The following is an 18,251-nucleotide window of genomic DNA, read 5'->3' on the forward strand; positions in this document are numbered from 1 at the left end:
TAGTTATTTAAAAATCAGTTGACATATCAACTTTTAAAGTTCAAAAAAAATTAAAGCGTTTCTAGTTTGTCTGCATACGATCTTACTGCATCAAGCGCCTCTACTCTTTCTTTTGGAGTAAAAACAGACATTACTTCCTCTTCGGCTCTTTTCATCAAAGATCTAATACTTTTGGCTAGAGTAATTCCCTCGTTTGTAAGACTTACAATGTTTTTACGTTTGTCCATTTTGTCTTTTACCACCTCAACAAGATTCTTTTTTTCGAGTGCTGTAATACTTCGTAAAATAGACGATTTGTCGCGCATTGTTTTGTCCGACAATTCTCTTTGCGAAAGGCTTTTATGGTGCAGAATCATCAATAATGGCAATTGTTCCAGCTGCAATGTAATTCCAGCTTCATTCATTAACGCATTTGTACGTCTGAAAATTGCTCGTTTGATGCGATGAATCTGAAAGAAGAAACTATCTGATATTTCTTCTTTCCAAAAATTTGAAAAATTCTCTTTATCGGTATGTTTAATTTCCATTCGACAAAATTACAAAAAAGAGTGACATGTCAACTATTTTTCTAAATAAATCTTTATTTTATTGATATACAATTCATTCCTAAAAATAATTCGAATAAAAAAAGAAAAATGAACGATTATTTTTACTAACTTTAATTGTTAAATATTGCCTAATAAAAACTTAAAAATTACTCTGATGAAACAATTATTTATTTTTTTGGTAATGATGCTCCTTTGGATTCCGCTAAACGCTCAAACAGTTGCAGAAACCAGTAAAGACGAAGACTTAACAACAACTCTAAAAACTGAAAAAGATGATTTCCAAGATACATCTTTAGAAGATCTGCCCTGGCACAATAGAAAATTTAAAGTTACTGCTGGTGGATTTTTTCCTGTAAATAATACTCAAGTTCAAGTTGAAGGCAATAACGGAAATATAGGAACTGAAATTGATCTTGAAAATGATTTAGGATTTTCTAAGTCGACCGTATCATTTTTAGGAACATTTGATTGGCGTATTTCCAAAAGATCACGATTAGGTTTTGAATATTTTGTACTAGATAGAACTGCAACAAAAACATTGCAAAGAGATATAAATTTCGGAGACCATACTTATCCATTGAACGGAAGTGTTCGTGGTACTTTTAATGTTCAGATTGCTAGAATTGCTTATGGTTACGCTATTTTATCCAAACCAAAATATCAAGCTGGTTTATTAATTGGTGCGCATGTTCTTTTTGCAGATTTAGGCCTAAAATTAAATGCCAATACACAAAGTTTAGAATATCATGATAAGTTTGACTTTACTGCTCCACTGCCAGATGTTGGAATTTGGGGAGAATTTGTTCTCGGAAAACGCTGGGGTTTATATGCCAACGTAAATTATCTTGCTGTAAAAATTGATGAAACCGATGGCCGAATCATAAGCTATAATTTATCGGTTCTATATAATGTAGTAGACAACTTTAGTCTTACTGCGGGTTATACTGGTTTGAATTTTAGAGTAGACACGGTTCAAGAACGTTTAAACGGTTTCTTAAAATGGGGATACAACGGACCTACAATAACAGCTGTGTATACTTTTGGAAAGCATGTTAAAGTAACTAAATAAAGATTCTAAGAGGCTAAGATTCTAAGATTCTAAGGTGCTAAGGTGCTAAGGTGCTAAGGTGCTAAGTTTTTTTTAACCGCTAAGAACGCTAAGAATTACGCAAAGTTCGCAAAGTTTTTATACAAAGCTTTGCGAACTTTGCGTTTATAATATACTTAACGTTTATTATAAGACACTAAGATTCTACTTTTTAGTTGAATGGAATATTCTCGCAAAGTCGCAAAGTCGCAAAGTTTTTTTATATTCTTTGCGTCTTTGCGTCTTTGCGAGATTAAAACTTCAAACAAAAACTTTGCGAACTTTATGTGTTTTACAAAACCTCAATAAAAAAATCTTTGCGTGCTTTGCGTAAAAACTTTGCGCTCTTTGCGGTAAAATTATACTCAAAGTATCTCCAACCTGAAACTTGAAACTTAAAACCTGAAACAAAAAAATAAACCCGATAACTCTCCAGCTATCGGGTTTATTGCCAAACTTACTTAACTTAACTCAAAATAAAACTTAACTCAAAATATTTATTTTTCGATTGGAGAGAATTTTACTGCTGTTCCTCCGCCAGCTGCCAATTTGATATCTAAAACAGTTTTACTGTTTACTTTTTGTTTAGAGATTGTAACTGGATACGGATTGGTTTTATAATTTGCTCCAGGTCCGTCTGCATAGATTTCTGCTTCGTATTCTTTGTCTTTATCTAAAAATGACAAGGCTACTTTTAAATCTCTTGCGTTTCTATTTGTGATTGATCCTAAGTACCAATTTTTCTCATCCCAATCTTTACGGGCAATTGTAGTGTATTCTCCAATTTTAGAATCTAATACTTTAGTATCAGACCAAGTACAAGGCACGTCTTTTACGAATTGAAATTCTGGTTTGCCTTCATAATTTTCAGGTAAATCGGATGCCATTTGCAACGGACTGAAAATAATAACATACAATGCCAATTGATTTGCTAATGTAGTTTGCACTTTTGCTCCAGATGGAGTTTTGTAATCAAAATTGAAGTTTCCAGGTGTGTAATCAAATGGTCCAGAAAGCATTCTTGTAAATGGCAAAGTTGTCAAATGCTCTGGTGTATTTCCTCCGTCTACAGACCATGCATTATATTCTTGTCCACGTCCGCCTTCTTGAGACATAAAGTTTGGATATGTACGCTGTAAACCCGTTCCTTTCATTGGTTCGTGGTTATCAATCATAATATGATATTTAGCAGCAGTTTCGATCACTTTTCTGTAATGACGCGCTCCGTATTGGCTATCATGCCATTCTTTTTTATCCAAATATTTGTTTACATAACCTGTTTTTACTGAGTTCACTCCCATTTTCTGATACAGTTTGAAAGCATCTTCTAATTGGTTTTCATAATTTTTAGTTGCTCCAGCCGTTTCGTGATGTCCAATTAAACGAACATTTTTTACAGCAGCATATTTGGTAATTTCTTCCAAATTAAAATCTGGATAGGCTTTTACAAAACTAAATGCAGAACCGTCAGCAGTCCAGTCGCCATCCCAGCCTTCATTCCATCCTTCAACTAAAACTCCGTCAAAACCATTTTTCGCAGCAAAATCAATGTATTCTTTTGTATTTTTGGTTGTTGCGCCATGTTTTGGACCTTGTCCCCAAGTGTATTTTTCTAAATGCATTCCCCACCAGATTCCAATATATTTTGAAGGAGTAATCCAAGATAAGTCTTCAATTTTTGAAGGCTCATTTAAATTAAGCATAATAGTTGAAGTTGCTACATCTCCAGGAGTTTTCCCTACAACAATAGTTCTCCAAGGTGTTTTAAAAGGCGTTTCGGCATATACTTTTACACCATCTGCCCATGGCACCAAATCACTTTTGTATTGTTTGTCTGTAGTTTTTAAAAGCGTCATTGAAGCAAAATCTGTTAAATTGGCTTCGTGAATGGCTACATACAATTTGTCTTTGGTTTCAAAAGTGGCTGGCGTATTAATCGTATCGGTTTTGCTCATTAACGTCTTGCGGTATTCACTTTCGTAATAACTGTTTTCGCGATGAACTGGAATCCACCAAACTTCGTTATTATCTTTAAAAGTAAATTGTGTCACTTCATTAGAGATTTTGACTTTTCCTAAGTGAGGCTGTTTTGGAAATTCATAACGAAATCCAACTCCATCATCAAAAACTCTAAAAATAATATCGACTAAGCGCTCCTCGCCTTTTGCTTCTTTTAAATGAACAATCAGTTCGTTATGATGGTCTCTTACTTTTTTGAATTCGCCCCAAGGCTGTTCCCAAGTTTCATCTGCCGATTTTTCTTCTGTAGAAACGACTTCAAAACCATCTGTCATTTTAGCTAAACCTTGAAATTCAAATCCCATAAGTGAAGGTTCAATAACCGATTTTCCGTTAGAAGAAAAACTGTATTGCGGCTGTCCTGAAGGAGTTAATTCAAACGTTAATTCAGAGACTTTTTCTGGAGAACTGATTTTATACGTTTTTTTAGTACTGCAGGCCATAACCAGCATTGATGCTAAAGCCACAAGACAGTATCTATATTTTCTGTTTTTCATTATTTAAATTGTATTAATTACAGCTCTATTTTATTTCGCTTATTATTTGTTTTGCTTTTGCTGGTTGCATCGAAACAAAATAATTAAACGCTTGGTCAAGTTTTTTCTGGATCTCGACATTTCCTTTTTTCTGTACGCGTAAATCATACAATTTGCTGATATCTGGAAATACGCTTTCTGTGCTTTTTACTCCGGCAAAAGTTTTGATTTTTTCGATAAAAGAATATCCAAATTCTACTGTTGGTTCAATCATGGTTCCTTCTCCGAAATCGTTCCATGTAATCAGCTGCAGGTAATTTACATTTGCATTTTTGGCTAAAGTCAAAGTTTCATCAAGTGTCGCTCCATTGTTATGTTCTATCGTCCATCCAATTGCTGCTCCACCTCCGCCTGCGGCATAAAAATCTTTAAAACCAGGATAAGCACTTCCCATTGCCACACCCAATTTTGGTTTGGTGTTGGTATAAAAGTTTGTGAGATAAGTGTTGTCTTTGTATACCCAAGCATATTCGCCAGAAGCATTATCTCCTGCCATTGAAGAGTGATCCCAAAGTGTCAAGAAAGTAGGTTTTGCTGTTAAAGTATTAAAGACATTTGTCCATTCAGCTGGGGTCTGTAGCACAATTGGTCCAAAATTCATTAACAGCGGTTTACCATTAATCTTAATATAATTAGCATCAGAGAAATAATTCTTTTCTACATAAGCCAAATCTGTTTTTGCTGCACCGGTTACCGAAATTGCTTTTCCTGCGTTTACAACATTTGTTAGAAATCGGTCTTCGTATACAATGGCATATTCTAAACCTACTTTGTCTAACATTTCGATTAATTGATCTGTATTTTCTTTGATCATTCCGTAATCATTTACATCGTAAGTACCGTACCAATCAATCAGAATTCCATCAATTCCTGAATATTTCATCAATAATAAATGATTTTCGATCACATTTTTATCTCCTGAGTGATAAGGTCCAATCAGCGGATAATAGTACGATGCAATTTCTCTTCGGCCGTTTGCTCCTAAGTTGTTCGGATTTTTGTTTGCCATTGTCCAGTGATATCCCCATTTTTTATCGGCACTGCTTTCGTTGGTTTCAAACCACGGCATGTAGTGCATATAAATCTTGGTGCTATTGGTTTTCTCAATCGCAACAGGGTTTGTTTTCTCTGGTTCTACTGGTTTGTCTGAACCTTTGTCATCGCTGCTGCATCCAGCAACCATCGCAATACTCATCAAACCAAAAACCAACGATGTGATATATCTTTTCATATTGATGTACTGTTTGTTATTTTTATATTTTGCCACAGATTAAAAGATTAAAAAGGATTATTAATCTGTGAAAATCCTTTAATCTGTGGCTAAATAAAGCCTCGCAGATAATCATTTTAAAAACATGTCAGCCTTCCACGACTAACCAACATGGAAGACTGACATTCTAGTAACCTAATTTGGATACCCAGGATTTTGTTTTAGATTTTTATTGGTAGTTAAAACGCTGCTCGGAATTGGGAAAATTGCTCTGTATTTTTCCGTTGTGCCTTTTGACCACCATGGCTCGAAGAATGTTCCAAAACGAATGTTATCTGTTCTTCTTCTTCCTTCAAATGTGAATTCTTTCAGTAACTCTTGATCAATAAATTTAAGATCAATTGTTGTTGGCAATTCTTCACCTGCACGAGACGCAACTTGCTGTACAAATGGTCTTGCTAAATCTGGCGATCCTAAACGAACGTAACATTCTGCCTGCATCATTAAGATTTCAGAGTAACGAATTAATACAAAATCATGATCGCGCTCCCATTGCTCTCCTGCTTTCATTTCGTATTTATGCAAACGAACTCCTTCATTTTCTTTTGCATCTTCAAGACTTGTTAGGTTCTCTGTATAAGTAAGAGGCTCTCCGTTACTCATAATAATTACACTTCCTGTCGCAAGATTGATCTGATCGCCTTCTAGCATACATTTCTTTCTTTTGTCTGTATCTGCAAAAGAAGAATAAACTCCTGGCTGCGCGCACATACCGTTTGCACTCCAAGGATAATTATTTGGAATTGCAGAAATAGCTAGATTTTGACTGTAATGGCAAGACATTGAGTTCATGTAGTTTCCAACTGTTCCTGCTTTTGAATCGTAAGGGATCGCAAAAATAATTTCTGGCGAAGTTTGATTTTCTGTCACGAAATTCGAAAAGAAATCTGGTGTCAAACTGTATCCTGTAACCTTTTGGCACATATTGATACAATCTTGCCAACGTGGCTGACCGATAAACGCTTCTGAATTAAGATACAATCTTGCCAAAATAGAATACGCAACATTTCTAGTCATCTTAGAATACACCACATTTGGATTTAAAAACGGAAGAGCGTCTGTCAATTCTTTTTCAACAAAATCATAAACTTGTTTTCTTGTTGAATTGGTTGGAAGATCTGTATCTTCAAAATTGGTTACAATTGGAACATTTCCGAATAAATCTAAAAGATTGTAATAGTAATAGGCTCTAAGCGCTTTTAATTCAGCAAAAATCGGTTCTTTTGATTTCTCGCTAAGAGACGATTTATTGATTTGATAGATAATTGCGTTGATTTTTGCGATTCCGGTATAGTTGTAACGCCAAGCCGAAAGAATCATTCTATTATCTGATTTCCAAGTATGCTTTTGCGCATCTTGGTATTGTCCTCCATCGTACCAGTTTGTACCTCTTGTCGGAATTGTAGCTTCGTCTGAAACTACTTCATTCAAAAAGAAAACATATTCGCAAGTCGGGTAATTATTTGAGATATCATCTTTGAATCCTCTTAAAGAAGAATAAGCTCCACCTACCAGCGCATCAACTTCTTTGGTTGTATTTCCGAAATTTCCATCTTCTACCTGATCATACAGCTGCTCGTTCAAATCAGTACAAGATACTGTAAAAAGCATGCTTAAAAGTATTGCTGCTGTTATTTTGATTTTCATTGTTAATATTTTTTGGTTATCAATTCGCTTAGTTATTCAGCGTAAAATTTAATCCAACAGAAATAGTAGTTGGTCGAGGATAATTGTTGTATCTGTCAATTCCAGGAGCTGCCAAACCAGTTTGATCCATTACTCCCGTCTGGCCAATTCCGTCCTGAGCATTTAAACCAATCTCTGGATCTACACCTTTGTAACCTGTAATTACAAATAAGTTTTCTCCCATTACATACATTCTAACTTTAGATTTTTTGTATTTCAATGGTAAAGTATAACCAAAAGTTAGGGTCTGAAGTCTAAAGAAAGAAGCATCTTCGATCCAGTAATCAGAATACTTAGGCGCAGAAGTAATGCCGCTGCTTAAGAAAGCATCTGGCACATTATACGCTGGCAATCTAGTTGGATCGTTCAACATCATGTTTGTCGCGTTCAAAGCTTTTTGTCCAAACATTCCGTATCCAGAAAGTCCAAGATCAAAATTTCCGTATGTAAAATTCATTCCGATACCTACTGTCAAATCTGGCTGAATGTTTCCTAAATCTGTTTTATCTGCATCAACCAAAGCACTTTCATCAACAACTTGTCCTGCGGCATTGTAATACTGTATTTTTCCGTTAGGATCTAAACCTGCGTTTTTGAATCCCCAGAAAGTACCAACAGGATATCCTTCTGCAATAATTTGAGAATACTGCCCAGACATACCAGCTAAACCATGAAGAGATCCACTGTAGATAACATCTGTTTTATAAGTTGGGTTTGAAAGTTTTTCAATTTTCTGAACGTTGTGTCCAAGAGTTAAATTAGCATTCCAGTTGAATTTATCTCCTCTGATAATATCAGCATTCAAAGTTAACTCTACCCCTTTGTTTGACATTTCTCCAACGTTTGCCAACATTGTTCCCACTAAATATGGTGGCTGAGGAACTTCGTAAGTATATAATAAATCTTTTGTCTTTTTAGAATAATATTCGAATGATCCTGTAATTCTGTTGAAAAGACCAAAGTCAAAACCAACGTTAATTTGCTCTGTAGATTCCCATTTCAAATCAGGATTTGGGTTTTGTTTTGGAGAATAAGCCAAACTCCAAGTTTTAGTAACTGGATCGTAATAACTGTCATTTCCAACTCCTAAGATAGAAAGTGATTTGTACTCACCAATTCCATCTTGGTTACCTGTAATACCCCAACCTACTCTTAATTTTAAGTTGTCTAACCATCCTTTTGAAGATTCCATGAATTCTTCGTTAGAAACTCTCCAAGCAGCAGAAGCAGATGGGAAAGTTCCCCATTTATTATTTTCTCCAAAACGGCTAGATCCGTCACGTCTTACAGTTGCAGTCAATAAATATTTGCCATCGTAACCGTAGTTAGCACGAGCGTAAAAAGAAACTAAATTTGATTTTCCTTTGTATGAATACACATCGCTTAAACGATAGTTGTAACCAGCTCCTAAATTATTGTAGCTGAAAGCATCTGTTACAAATCCGCCTCTTTGCGCTCCAAAACCTTCATAGATATTTTCTAGGTAAGAATAACCCGCCAAAGCGCTAATATTATGTTTGTCAATAACTTTGCTGTAGTTCACATAAAGCTCCCCTTGTGCATTTGTGTATTCTGCATACGTTCTTTGTGCAAAACCGCCTTCAGTCTGCCCTTCCATAACCGCATAAGATGGTTTGTAAGTTCCTCCTTTTACAGCATTGTGCTCTAACGAAATGTTTGCAGTGGCAGTAAAGTCATTCAAGAATTTCACATCTGTTTTAAAATAACCTAAAAGTCTGTGTCTTTCATTGTCAAAAGTTCTGTTGGTTAAAATCTCAACTGGATTTTGATAAAGGTTTCCTGTTACAACACTAAAATCTCCATTTGCATCGTAAACCGGAATTGTTGGATTTAAGTTGTATGCTCTTTCAAAAATTCTATAATCAATTGGGTGCCATTTGTCAATGTTTGCAAATAATCCCATATCAAATTTTACTTCTTTGTTATCTCCAAGAAATTGATAAGCACTAACATTTCCGCTTAATCTTTCTAAACCAGATTTTTTAATAACACCTTCATTGTTTAAGTACGAAAGCGAAGTTCTAAAACCGCTATCAGCTTTTCCAGAATTGATACTTAAAGTATGTGACTGAGAAATAGCTGTCTGCTCAATTGCTTTTTGCCAGTTTGTATTTGCACCGTAATCTACCGCATCGGCAATTCCGTTCTGACGAACATAACCTCTCCATTGATTTGCAGATAATAAATCTAAGTTGTCATTAACATATCCAACGCTAGATAATCCGCTGTACACTACAGAAACTCCTTTTGTTCCAGATTTTGTTGTAATCATGATTACCCCGTTTGCTCCACGAGAACCATAAATTGCTGTTGCTGAAGCATCTTTAAGAACGTCAACCGATTTAATATCTGAAGGCTGAACCACGTTAATATCAACACCTGCAATACCATCTACCACAATTAACGGACTGTTGCTAGCTGTTAAAGAAGTTCCTCCACGAAGACGGATTGTAGAACCTGCAGCTGGATCTCCAGAAGGACGAATAATATTTAATCCCGCAACTTTTCCTTGCAAAACCTGCTCTGTAGAAGAAATAGTTCCTTTTACTAAATCATCTGCTCCAACTGTCGAAATTGCTCCAGTTAAATCTGATTTTTTTACTTTTCCGTAACCTACAGAAACTACTTGAACTTCTGCCAATGTATATCCATCATTTTGCAGACGCACCTCAACATTAGAAGTACTTCCTGTAATTTGGATTTTTTGTGTTGTCGATCCGATAAACGAAACTTCGATTGCACCTCCTACGGCTACCTGAAGGCTAAATTTACCATCAAAATCTGTTGTAGTTCCGTTTTTTGTTCCTACTTCAATGATAGAAGCTCCCGGCAATACCGTACCCGTATTGTCATAAACGGTTCCTGAGATTTGTTTTTTCGTCTGCGCGAAAGTGCTGGCAGAAAGAAAAAGCATAAAAATCATCAATACCGCTCCTTTAGCAGTCCACATTTGATGCAGGACGCTTTTTGTATTTTTACTATTCATTAGAATTGGTGTTTTAATTTAATAGTGATTATTTATCTAAAGTTTTAAGCGGAATCGTTGTATCCGAAATCGTTTTGTCTTTATTGTCTTTTACCAAAACATGGATTTCGCTTAAGCTTGGAATTCCGTTTAACTCTGAAACTAAATTGACAAAACCTTTAATTTCTGCAGTTCCTCCAGTAAACTCACCAGAAATTGTTTTAGGTCCAGCTGTAATAGTGTAGATTAATTTGGTTACACCTGCTTCGTTATTTTTTCTCGACATTCCAAGAAAATCTTTTTGACTGATTTGTGATGGAAAGAAAGCAAAACTTGGTGGCGGTGGTGGAACAAATTCTCCTGCGTAAATAACCTGATCGCCAGAATTTGCTGTCCAATTCTCTGCTACCATCAGAAAGTTTATTTTTTCCATTACAAAATCATCTGGTGCATTGAAGTACTGCTTAGGAACAAAATCCATTTTATAAAAACCGTTACCTAAATCTTTCAATTTTGTTTTTTCGGCAATTTCTGGTTTTGCAGCTTCATACATTTGCTGAATAGCCCAATCATTTAAACCACCATGCATATGTACACTTGGAGTGCCAGCAAATGCAGGATTAAGATTTGCATTAAAAATAATACTTACGGGTTTATCGATTAATGGTTTTGATGGGTACGATCTAAATAATTCACCTGAAGTATAGAAAGATGAAAAATCAGTATAAGGAACATTGCCAACATCACTTTGTTTAGATCCGTTTTTATTTTTCAAACGAAACCAGAATCCTGCACTTGCTGCTATTTCCTCTGGAGTCTTAGAAAAATATGTGGTTGGAGTCAAGGTAAAACTCCAGATTTTGTTTCCTTCATATTTTAGTTTTGCAAAATCTGATGAATTTTCCCAGTTTCCTGCATCTGGTTCAGATGGAGACCAGATCCAGATGTACAAATCTTCTGTCTCAGCAAATGTCGATGCCGACATATCAAAGTACCAAGTAACTTTTTCATCATATTTGTAGATAACAGGAAATGATGATATTGGCCCTACAGCTCCAGCGGCTTCTTGTGCCTGAATAAAATTAGGAGCCATCAACAAGGCAAGTAAAATTGTATATATAAACTTTTTCATATTACTTTTTAATTAATAGCATTTAATTTAAACACATAAGACACAAAATCTACACCTCCAGAAGCATGTGTTAATTGAATCTGCAGTTCTTTGGTTTTACCTGGAACCGAAACCAATCTCAATTCATCTGTTTTCTGCGTTTTTTGAGCATCGCTGTACAAGTAGATTTTTGTTCCAACGCCGTTGGTCTGCTGAAAATCTGAACTCAATGCCCAATATCCTTTAGGAGCAAATAACGGAGGGACATTTCCAGTTACTTCATAACTTGTTGGATTGTTCTTTTCATCTACGTTAAATTTGATTTTAAAATCTTCGTAGTTAAAATAAGTACTCAAGTTTTCTTCGTTTGGTTCGATATTATTTGCTTTCGCAACTTCATCAACCATTTTCAGATTTGTTAATCCCCAATTCCCGTTTACTTTTTCATAAAGAGTAATTGGTGCTACGTAGCTTCCGTCATCTGTGTTATCGCATCCAATCGCAAAAAAACACATCATAAAAGCTAGCCAATAAAGACTTTTACATTTCATAAATTTTTGGTTTTTGTTAGTTTGTTATCCCCTTCAAAAGGATACAGCGAAACTAGCCGTTAAATAAATCTTAAAAAAAAAATCTGATAAAAATCAAGATGAAATTCAAAGAATAAAAAACATAATCAACTAATAATCAACTATTTAACTTTTTGTATTTTAGTAAAAAATCAAGACGCTGTTTAGATAAAAATAAGCAGTTTTTATATGGTAAAAATGACAATATGTAAAATAATCAGTATATTTTTTTCACTATGCATATATATAACTAGTTTTTATTGTATAATTGCAAATAAATTACCTGTTTTTAACATTTACAGCTTATTTTCACTCCGAAAATCACCTTTTAAAGCTATGTTATTAAACATTTTACAAGATTCTTGAAAAACAGGTTTAGCTTAATCTCAAACTTATTCTTAATTTTAAAACGAATTAACTAACTATATCTATCAACCAACTTTTCCCTAAACCAAAACAAAATCATGCAAAGAATATTGATGCTGCTTTTCTTCCTGGCAGGTTTTTCTCTTACTGCGAAAGAGACAAATCCTTATTTAGAAGAATTAGATCAGGTTCTCTTAAAAAAAGAGATTTACCTGAAACAGAAATATCGAAAAATTGAAGCTTTAAAGAAAAACGTATCTAAGTTTACCCTTAGCCAAAATAATGAAGAACTGTACAACTGTTATATGTCTTTATTTGATGAATACAAATCTTTTAAATACGACTCTGCTTATTACTATTTAGAGCAATCCAAAATCAAAGCTAAAATCTTAAAAGACCCGAAGTATTTATCTAAAAGCCGAATAAAAGAAGGTTTTGTGCTTCTATCTTCTGGACTTTTTAAAGAAGCAATTGATACCCTAAATGTTATTGATGACACTAAACTGGATCAAAGAAATAAATTTGAATATTACAACATTAAAGCTCGTGCTTATTATGATTTAGCCGATTACAACCGTGATCAGCGTTTTAATATTCATTATGTACAGCAGGGAAATCATTTCTTAAAGAAAGCTTTAGAATTAATCGGAACCAATACTAATGAATATTGGGCTGCCGAAAGCCTAAAACGCTTGAAACAACAAGATTGGCGTGGTGCCGAATTTGCTTTCAGTTACTGGATAAACAACTATAATCTGCCTCCGGATTACTACGGAATCGCTACTTCGAGTCTTGGTTATATTTATTCTGAGCGGGGTTATACCAAAAAAGCCATTCAGTATCTTGCACTTGCCGCTATCGCCGATGTTAAAAATGCTACAAAAGAAACCGTTGCGCTCCGAAATTTAGCCAATGAACTTTTTAAAATGGGCTATTTGGATAAAGCAAACGAGTACATCAATATTGCAATGGATGATGCTACGTTTTATAATGCAAGACACCGAAAAATTGAGATTTCGTCTATTTTACCTATTATCGAAAAAGCGCAACTGAATAATGTAAAGGATAAAAATGATAAACTTGAGAAGATTATTATTCTCTTGACGATCTTAACGGTTATCATTTTCGTTTTCCTCGGCATCATTTTCAAACAATTAAAAGAAAAGAATAAAGCAAGAAAAATTATGGCCGATTCGTACTTGCAGTTGCAGGAAATGAATGTGAGTTTGAGTGAAGCCAATGCTATTAAAGAAGAATATATTACCTATTTTATCAAAGCAACATCAGCCTTCATTAATAAAATAGACCATATACAGAAAAGTACGCTGCATAAAATCATTACCAAAAAAACAGATGAAGTTATTGCGAGTTTAAAGCGTTATAATGTAAAAGAAGAACGCGAAAATCTCTTCCATCAATTTGATGAAATCTTCTTGAAATTGTTCCCAACATTTGTAACCGATTTCAATAATTTGTTTCCAAACGATCACAAATGTATCGTCAAAAAAGGCGAACTTTTAAATACCGAATTGCGAATTTTTGCTTTGTACAGATTGGGAATTCAAGATAGCAGTCAGATGGCAGAATTCTTAGAACTTTCTGTAGCTACAATTTATACGTACAAAACCAGAATTAAAAGCAAATCTGATTTTAAAGATACTTTTGAGCAGAAGATTATGGAGATAAAGACTATTTAAAGTTGCTAAGGTTCTGAGATGCTAAGGTTCTAAGTTTTTTAGCCACGGCTCTAGCTATAAGGACTGGCAAAGCAATTAACGAATTATGTTTTAATATCACAGCTCCGGAGGAGCGGCATATTTATAGAATGCAATTCAAACGACAATCAAAAAAGCCCCAGCGGGGTGACATATATATATTTATGTCACCCCGCTGGGGCTTTTCTACATCTGCAAATATCTTTTCTATAAATATTTCGTCCCTCTGGGACTAAGTTTTTTTAGCCACAAATTCACGAATTTTATTTTAAAATGATACGTGAAATTTGTTCACAATAATTACACAAATAGATATTCAAAAATAATTCGTGAATTCGTGGCTAAAAAAGTTATTCAGCTGATTCCAATTGCAAAATGGTATTCTGGTAAATCGTACTCAATGAAAACAATTGCTCTGCAAAAATCATTACAGCAATCGGAACAAAGAAAAATGCGATTAAATCTTCTTCATATAGAAAATAAGTTGAGATCAAGGCTAAACGAGCATATTCTAGATAATAAATCCATTTTCGCTGTTCTAACAAGGCACCACAATTGATCAAAGTTATAATGACCAGCGAAAGCACAAATATTTTATCGTAGCTTTCTAAATAATCAAAATAATAGGTAAAAATGGTTAAAATAAACGTACAAAACCCTAATTGAATATAAAGGTAATTCTTAAACCGAAGTCTCTGATTTGGAGCTGTTTTATCCTGAAGAAAACGCTTTTCTAAAGTTGGTCGAATATCCTGATCCATATCAGCTGGACTGCCGAAAACTGCGTTCCATCTGGCTTTGAATCCGCTGGAGCGTTTCCATAATTCGTAGATTTCAAAGTAATAATGAAAATGCTGCCATAAGAAACTGTAGCTTTTCAGCGGATGCGTCAATCCGTATTTAGGTTTTTCCTCTTCGGTTTGGAAAGTTCCAAAAAGGCGATCCCAAAAAGTAAACATATCGCCGTAATTTTTATCGAGATATTTTTCGTCAGAAGCATGATGCACTCCGTGAACAGAAGGTGTCACAAAAACATATTCCAACCATTTTATTTTTCCTATAAGCTGTGTGTGCGTAAAGAAAGAGTAAGCGCCATGAACAATCAGCATTGTAATAACCATTTTAGGGTGAAAACCAATTAAGGGTAAAACACACCAAAATCCTGTTCTAATAATGGCTTGAAATGTCGTAATTCTAGCTGCGGCGGTAAAATTAAATTCTTCGCTATGATGATGCACAATATGAGCTGCCCAAAAAAAGTTGACTTCGTGCCCTAATCGATGGTACCAATACCAGACAAAATCGGTAGCTAGAATTAATGCAAACCAAACCAAGGCATTACTCGGAATATCAAAAAGTCTATAATCATCATAAATTAAATAATACAGCTGATAAAAACTGGCTGCTACAAATAAGTTAATCAAACGCTCTGCAATTCCGATGGAAATATTGGAAACAGAACTTTCATAGTTAAAAATTTCAGGCTTTTTTCTGCGTTGAGCAAGCTTATATTCCAAAAACAAAAAAAGAAAAAAGGCCGGCATGGCAAATGCTAGAAAATTGATATTTTTCATTTTGTATGATACTTTTCGATTCTAAAAATTATAATTACTAGTTCAAACGAAAAAGACACTTCCATCAATTACGTTTTTAGCAGACAAAAAACGTAATCAACGAAAATGATCTTTTACGAACTAAACCTGATTTTAATTCTGCTTAAATAAAGGAGCTTCCAATGCCACTTCTTTAACCGATTGCGTTTCGGCTACTTTTTTCAAAGCAATAATATAAGCAGCAATACGAGGCGTTACATTGTGTTTTACTGCAACTCTAAAAACAGTTTCAAAACCTTTCTCTAAAATATCTTCCAGACGTTTGTTAATCTGGTGAATTCTCCAAGACTCCAAAAGCGAATTCTGAAGCCATTCGAAATAAGAAACGGTAACACCACCGGCATTGGCTAAAATATCAGGAACAACTAATATATTTTTATCATGCAGAATCTGATCTGCATCTGAAGCAACTGGACCATTAGCGCCTTCCACAATAATTCTAGCTTTAATATCTCCCGCATTCTTCTGCGTAATAACATCTTCTTTTGCAGCCGGAATCAAAACATCAACATCTAAAAGCAATAAATCTTCGTGTTTTATGGCAACCGAATTTGGATAACCTTTTATCGTTTTGTTATTTAAATTATAGTACAAAATTAATTCTGGAATATTAATTCCGTTCGGATTATAAAATGCTTCCGAAACATCACTTACAGCTACAATCTTCACTCCTTTTTCATGAAGGAACAAAGCAGAATGCAATCCAACATTTCCAAATCCTTGAATTGCTGCCGTAGCTCTTGCGGGTCTAATTTTTAGTTTTTGAAGCGCCAAAAGCGTAATAATGCTTACTCCTCTTCCAGTAGCTTCTACTCTGCCTAAAGATCCTCCAGAATGAAGATGTTTTCCTGTTACAACCGCATGAATTGGTCTTCCGTGCAATAACGAAAACTCATCCATCAACCAGCCCATTTCGTCTGGACCTGTTCCCATGTCTGGCGCAGGAACATCTTTCTCTGGTCCGAAAATATCAGCTAAAGCTTTGGTATATGCTCGTGTGATTTTTTCTAATTCGGTTTTAGAATGGTTTCTCGGATCGCAAATAATGCCGCCTTTAGCACCACCAAACGGAATTCCAGTTACGGCAGATTTCCAGGTCATCCAGGCGGCAAGTGCTTTTACTTCATCTAGATTTACAGCCGTATCGTAACGAATTCCACCTTTTGAAGGGCCTAAAGCCGTATTGTGAATTACGCGGTATCCTTCAAAATTCTGAACCTTCCCGTTATCTAAAGTGATAGAAAAATTTACTGTGATTTGTTTCTCTGGGCGTTGCAGTTTTTGTTTAATAGAATCATCTAATTTTAAAATATCTGCAGCAATATTAAAACGATCAATCATGGATTGAAACGGATTATGTTTTATAATTTCTGAGCTCATAATATATAGTTTTAGGTTTGGGTTATTTTTTATGTTTATCAATCTTCTCTCTGAAGATCTTATCTGTTTTATACTGCCATTAGTGACAACACGGAATCTTTATCAGGCAGCGGCGCATCAAAATTTTCATATTTCTGTTGGTTCTCATATCTTGATTTTTTAACGATTCAAAAAAAAGCCTTTCATGGTGCAATGAAAGGCTAAAAAAAAAAATAACTAACAAGTACTTTCTCTATTAACGCCATTTCAAAACGTGATTCACCATACAGCACATCGCAAAGCTGCATGGAAAAGACGTCATTATATTTCGGCTATAGTTTTTCATTGTTGAGACAAAGCTACAAAAATATATTTATAAATTCTATAGAATTAGTAGAGTTAATTTAAAAGATTTTTAATTTACTTACAAAAACAACTGTAAATTAAAGGTTTATGAACTAAAAAAAATTACTGCAATTGCGATAAAAAGATGAAAACAACTGCTATAAGAGCCAAAAACAAACCTAACATATTAATTTTTGAGAGTTTCTCTTTAAAGAAAAAAGCGCCTATAAGAGTTCCTAAAATAATTACGCCCATATTCATTCCAGCAAAGACCGTTGACGGATTTTCTGCAAATGCTTTATGAGCTTTTAAATAAAATAATATATTTCCGAAGTTAAAAACGCCGACCAATATTCCGAAAGGAATGCTTTTTAAAACAAATTTTTCTTTTGCTATAAAGAACTTGTAAATCACTATAAGAATAGAAACAGCAAAAGCAATTAGAAAGACAAAAAACAAAGATGTTGTATAAGGCACAACCGTGTATAGCGCTATTTTCTTAAAAAGAATATCAATAACTCCAAAACCAAGTAAAACTGTTGCTGGATAAATCCATTTGTTTTCTGCGTTGTCTGATGGCTTTTTTAAGATGAACAAAAGTGCAGCAAAACCAACTAAAACTCCTATAACTTTATAAGTATTAAATCCTTCATTAAACAAGAGCCAAGCTGCCAGAATAGGAATAAATAAAGACAATCTTTGCGCTGCATCTGTCTTTGCAATTCCCATATACTTTATAGAAAGTGCTAAAAACAGAAATAAAATCGGAAGTAAAATTCCAACAGAAGTGTAGATTTCCAATGGCGCATTATTGTCTAATGCATTTAGATCTGGCGCAAAAGTAAAGTAACAAAGCGTAATTGCAGTAATGTAATTAAACGAAATAATCTGTGATGGATTAGCATTATATTTTCTAGAAATTTTGAATATAACACCTACAATAACACTGCAAAGAATACTTAATATAAGGAACAACATAAATTTATTTTTGGATTGTAAAAGTAGCCATTGTAAAATAAAAAAGTCCAGCCGGTTTTAAAA

General features: G+C 34.5%; 12 protein-coding genes. 2 read left to right on the top strand and 10 right to left on the bottom strand.

Annotation, left to right across the window (positions count from 1 at the left end):
- Positions 1 to 50: 50 nt before the first annotated feature.
- A complete protein-coding gene (locus OZP10_RS01010; RefSeq protein ID WP_281633107.1) occupies positions 51 to 527 on the bottom strand; it encodes a MarR family winged helix-turn-helix transcriptional regulator in 477 nt (158 codons plus the stop codon).
- 175 nt (positions 528 to 702) lie between these two features.
- Here OZP10_RS01010 and OZP10_RS01015 point away from each other — a divergent pair, with 175 nt between their 5' ends.
- Complete coding sequence (locus OZP10_RS01015; protein ID WP_281633108.1) at positions 703 to 1,617, top strand: hypothetical protein; 915 nt, start codon at positions 703 to 705, stop codon at positions 1,615 to 1,617.
- Between the two features lie 515 nt (positions 1,618 to 2,132).
- On the opposite strand, the gene OZP10_RS01020 is transcribed toward OZP10_RS01015, so the two are convergent.
- The 6 genes from OZP10_RS01020 to OZP10_RS01045 all read right to left on the bottom strand — a co-directional run bounded on the left by OZP10_RS01020 (position 2,133) and on the right by OZP10_RS01045 (position 11,794).
- Entirely contained in the window at positions 2,133 to 4,151 is a 2,019-nt protein-coding gene (locus OZP10_RS01020; protein ID WP_281633109.1) for a glycoside hydrolase family 97 protein, read from the bottom strand.
- A 25-nt stretch (positions 4,152 to 4,176) separates the two neighbouring features.
- On the bottom strand, positions 4,177 to 5,421 hold the full coding sequence (locus OZP10_RS01025) for a glycoside hydrolase family 99 protein (protein ID WP_281633110.1): 1,245 nt from the start codon (positions 5,419 to 5,421) through the stop codon (positions 4,177 to 4,179).
- Positions 5,422 to 5,595: 174 nt separating this feature from the next.
- Complete coding sequence (locus OZP10_RS01030) at positions 5,596 to 7,107, bottom strand: RagB/SusD family nutrient uptake outer membrane protein (protein WP_281633111.1); 1,512 nt, start codon at positions 7,105 to 7,107, stop codon at positions 5,596 to 5,598.
- 28 nt (positions 7,108 to 7,135) lie between these two features.
- Positions 7,136 to 10,153: a SusC/RagA family TonB-linked outer membrane protein gene (locus tag OZP10_RS01035; protein ID WP_281633112.1), complete on the bottom strand. Its 3,018-nt coding sequence runs from the start codon at positions 10,151 to 10,153 to the stop codon at positions 7,136 to 7,138.
- 28 nt (positions 10,154 to 10,181) lie between these two features.
- On the bottom strand, positions 10,182 to 11,264 hold the full coding sequence (locus OZP10_RS01040) for a hypothetical protein (RefSeq protein ID WP_281633113.1): 1,083 nt from the start codon (positions 11,262 to 11,264) through the stop codon (positions 10,182 to 10,184).
- A gap of 8 nt (positions 11,265 to 11,272) precedes the next feature.
- On the bottom strand, positions 11,273 to 11,794 hold the full coding sequence (locus OZP10_RS01045; protein WP_281633114.1) for a DUF5004 domain-containing protein: 522 nt from the start codon (positions 11,792 to 11,794) through the stop codon (positions 11,273 to 11,275).
- Between the two features lie 482 nt (positions 11,795 to 12,276).
- Here OZP10_RS01045 and susR point away from each other — a divergent pair, with 482 nt between their 5' ends.
- Positions 12,277 to 13,875 carry a SusR family glycan utilization regulator gene (susR, locus tag OZP10_RS01050; protein WP_281633115.1) on the top strand — a complete coding sequence of 533 codons (1,599 nt, stop codon included), beginning with the start codon at positions 12,277 to 12,279 and terminating at the stop codon, positions 13,873 to 13,875.
- 368 nt (positions 13,876 to 14,243) lie between these two features.
- Here the strand turns inward: susR and OZP10_RS01055 are convergent, their stop codons facing one another.
- The 3 genes from OZP10_RS01055 to OZP10_RS01065 form a co-directional block, all read right to left on the bottom strand.
- Entirely contained in the window at positions 14,244 to 15,467 is a 1,224-nt protein-coding gene (locus OZP10_RS01055; protein WP_281633116.1) for a sterol desaturase family protein, read from the bottom strand.
- A 132-nt stretch (positions 15,468 to 15,599) separates the two neighbouring features.
- Positions 15,600 to 16,886 (bottom strand): Glu/Leu/Phe/Val family dehydrogenase, encoded by a 1,287-nt coding sequence (locus OZP10_RS01060; RefSeq protein WP_281633117.1) that lies wholly within the window; start codon positions 16,884 to 16,886, stop codon positions 15,600 to 15,602.
- Between the two features lie 447 nt (positions 16,887 to 17,333).
- Entirely contained in the window at positions 17,334 to 18,188 is an 855-nt protein-coding gene (locus tag OZP10_RS01065) for an EamA family transporter (RefSeq protein ID WP_281633118.1), read from the bottom strand.
- Positions 18,189 to 18,251 lie beyond the last annotated feature (63 nt).

The organism is Flavobacterium luteolum (assembly GCF_027111275.1).
Lineage (GTDB): Bacteria > Bacteroidota > Bacteroidia > Flavobacteriales > Flavobacteriaceae > Flavobacterium > Flavobacterium luteolum.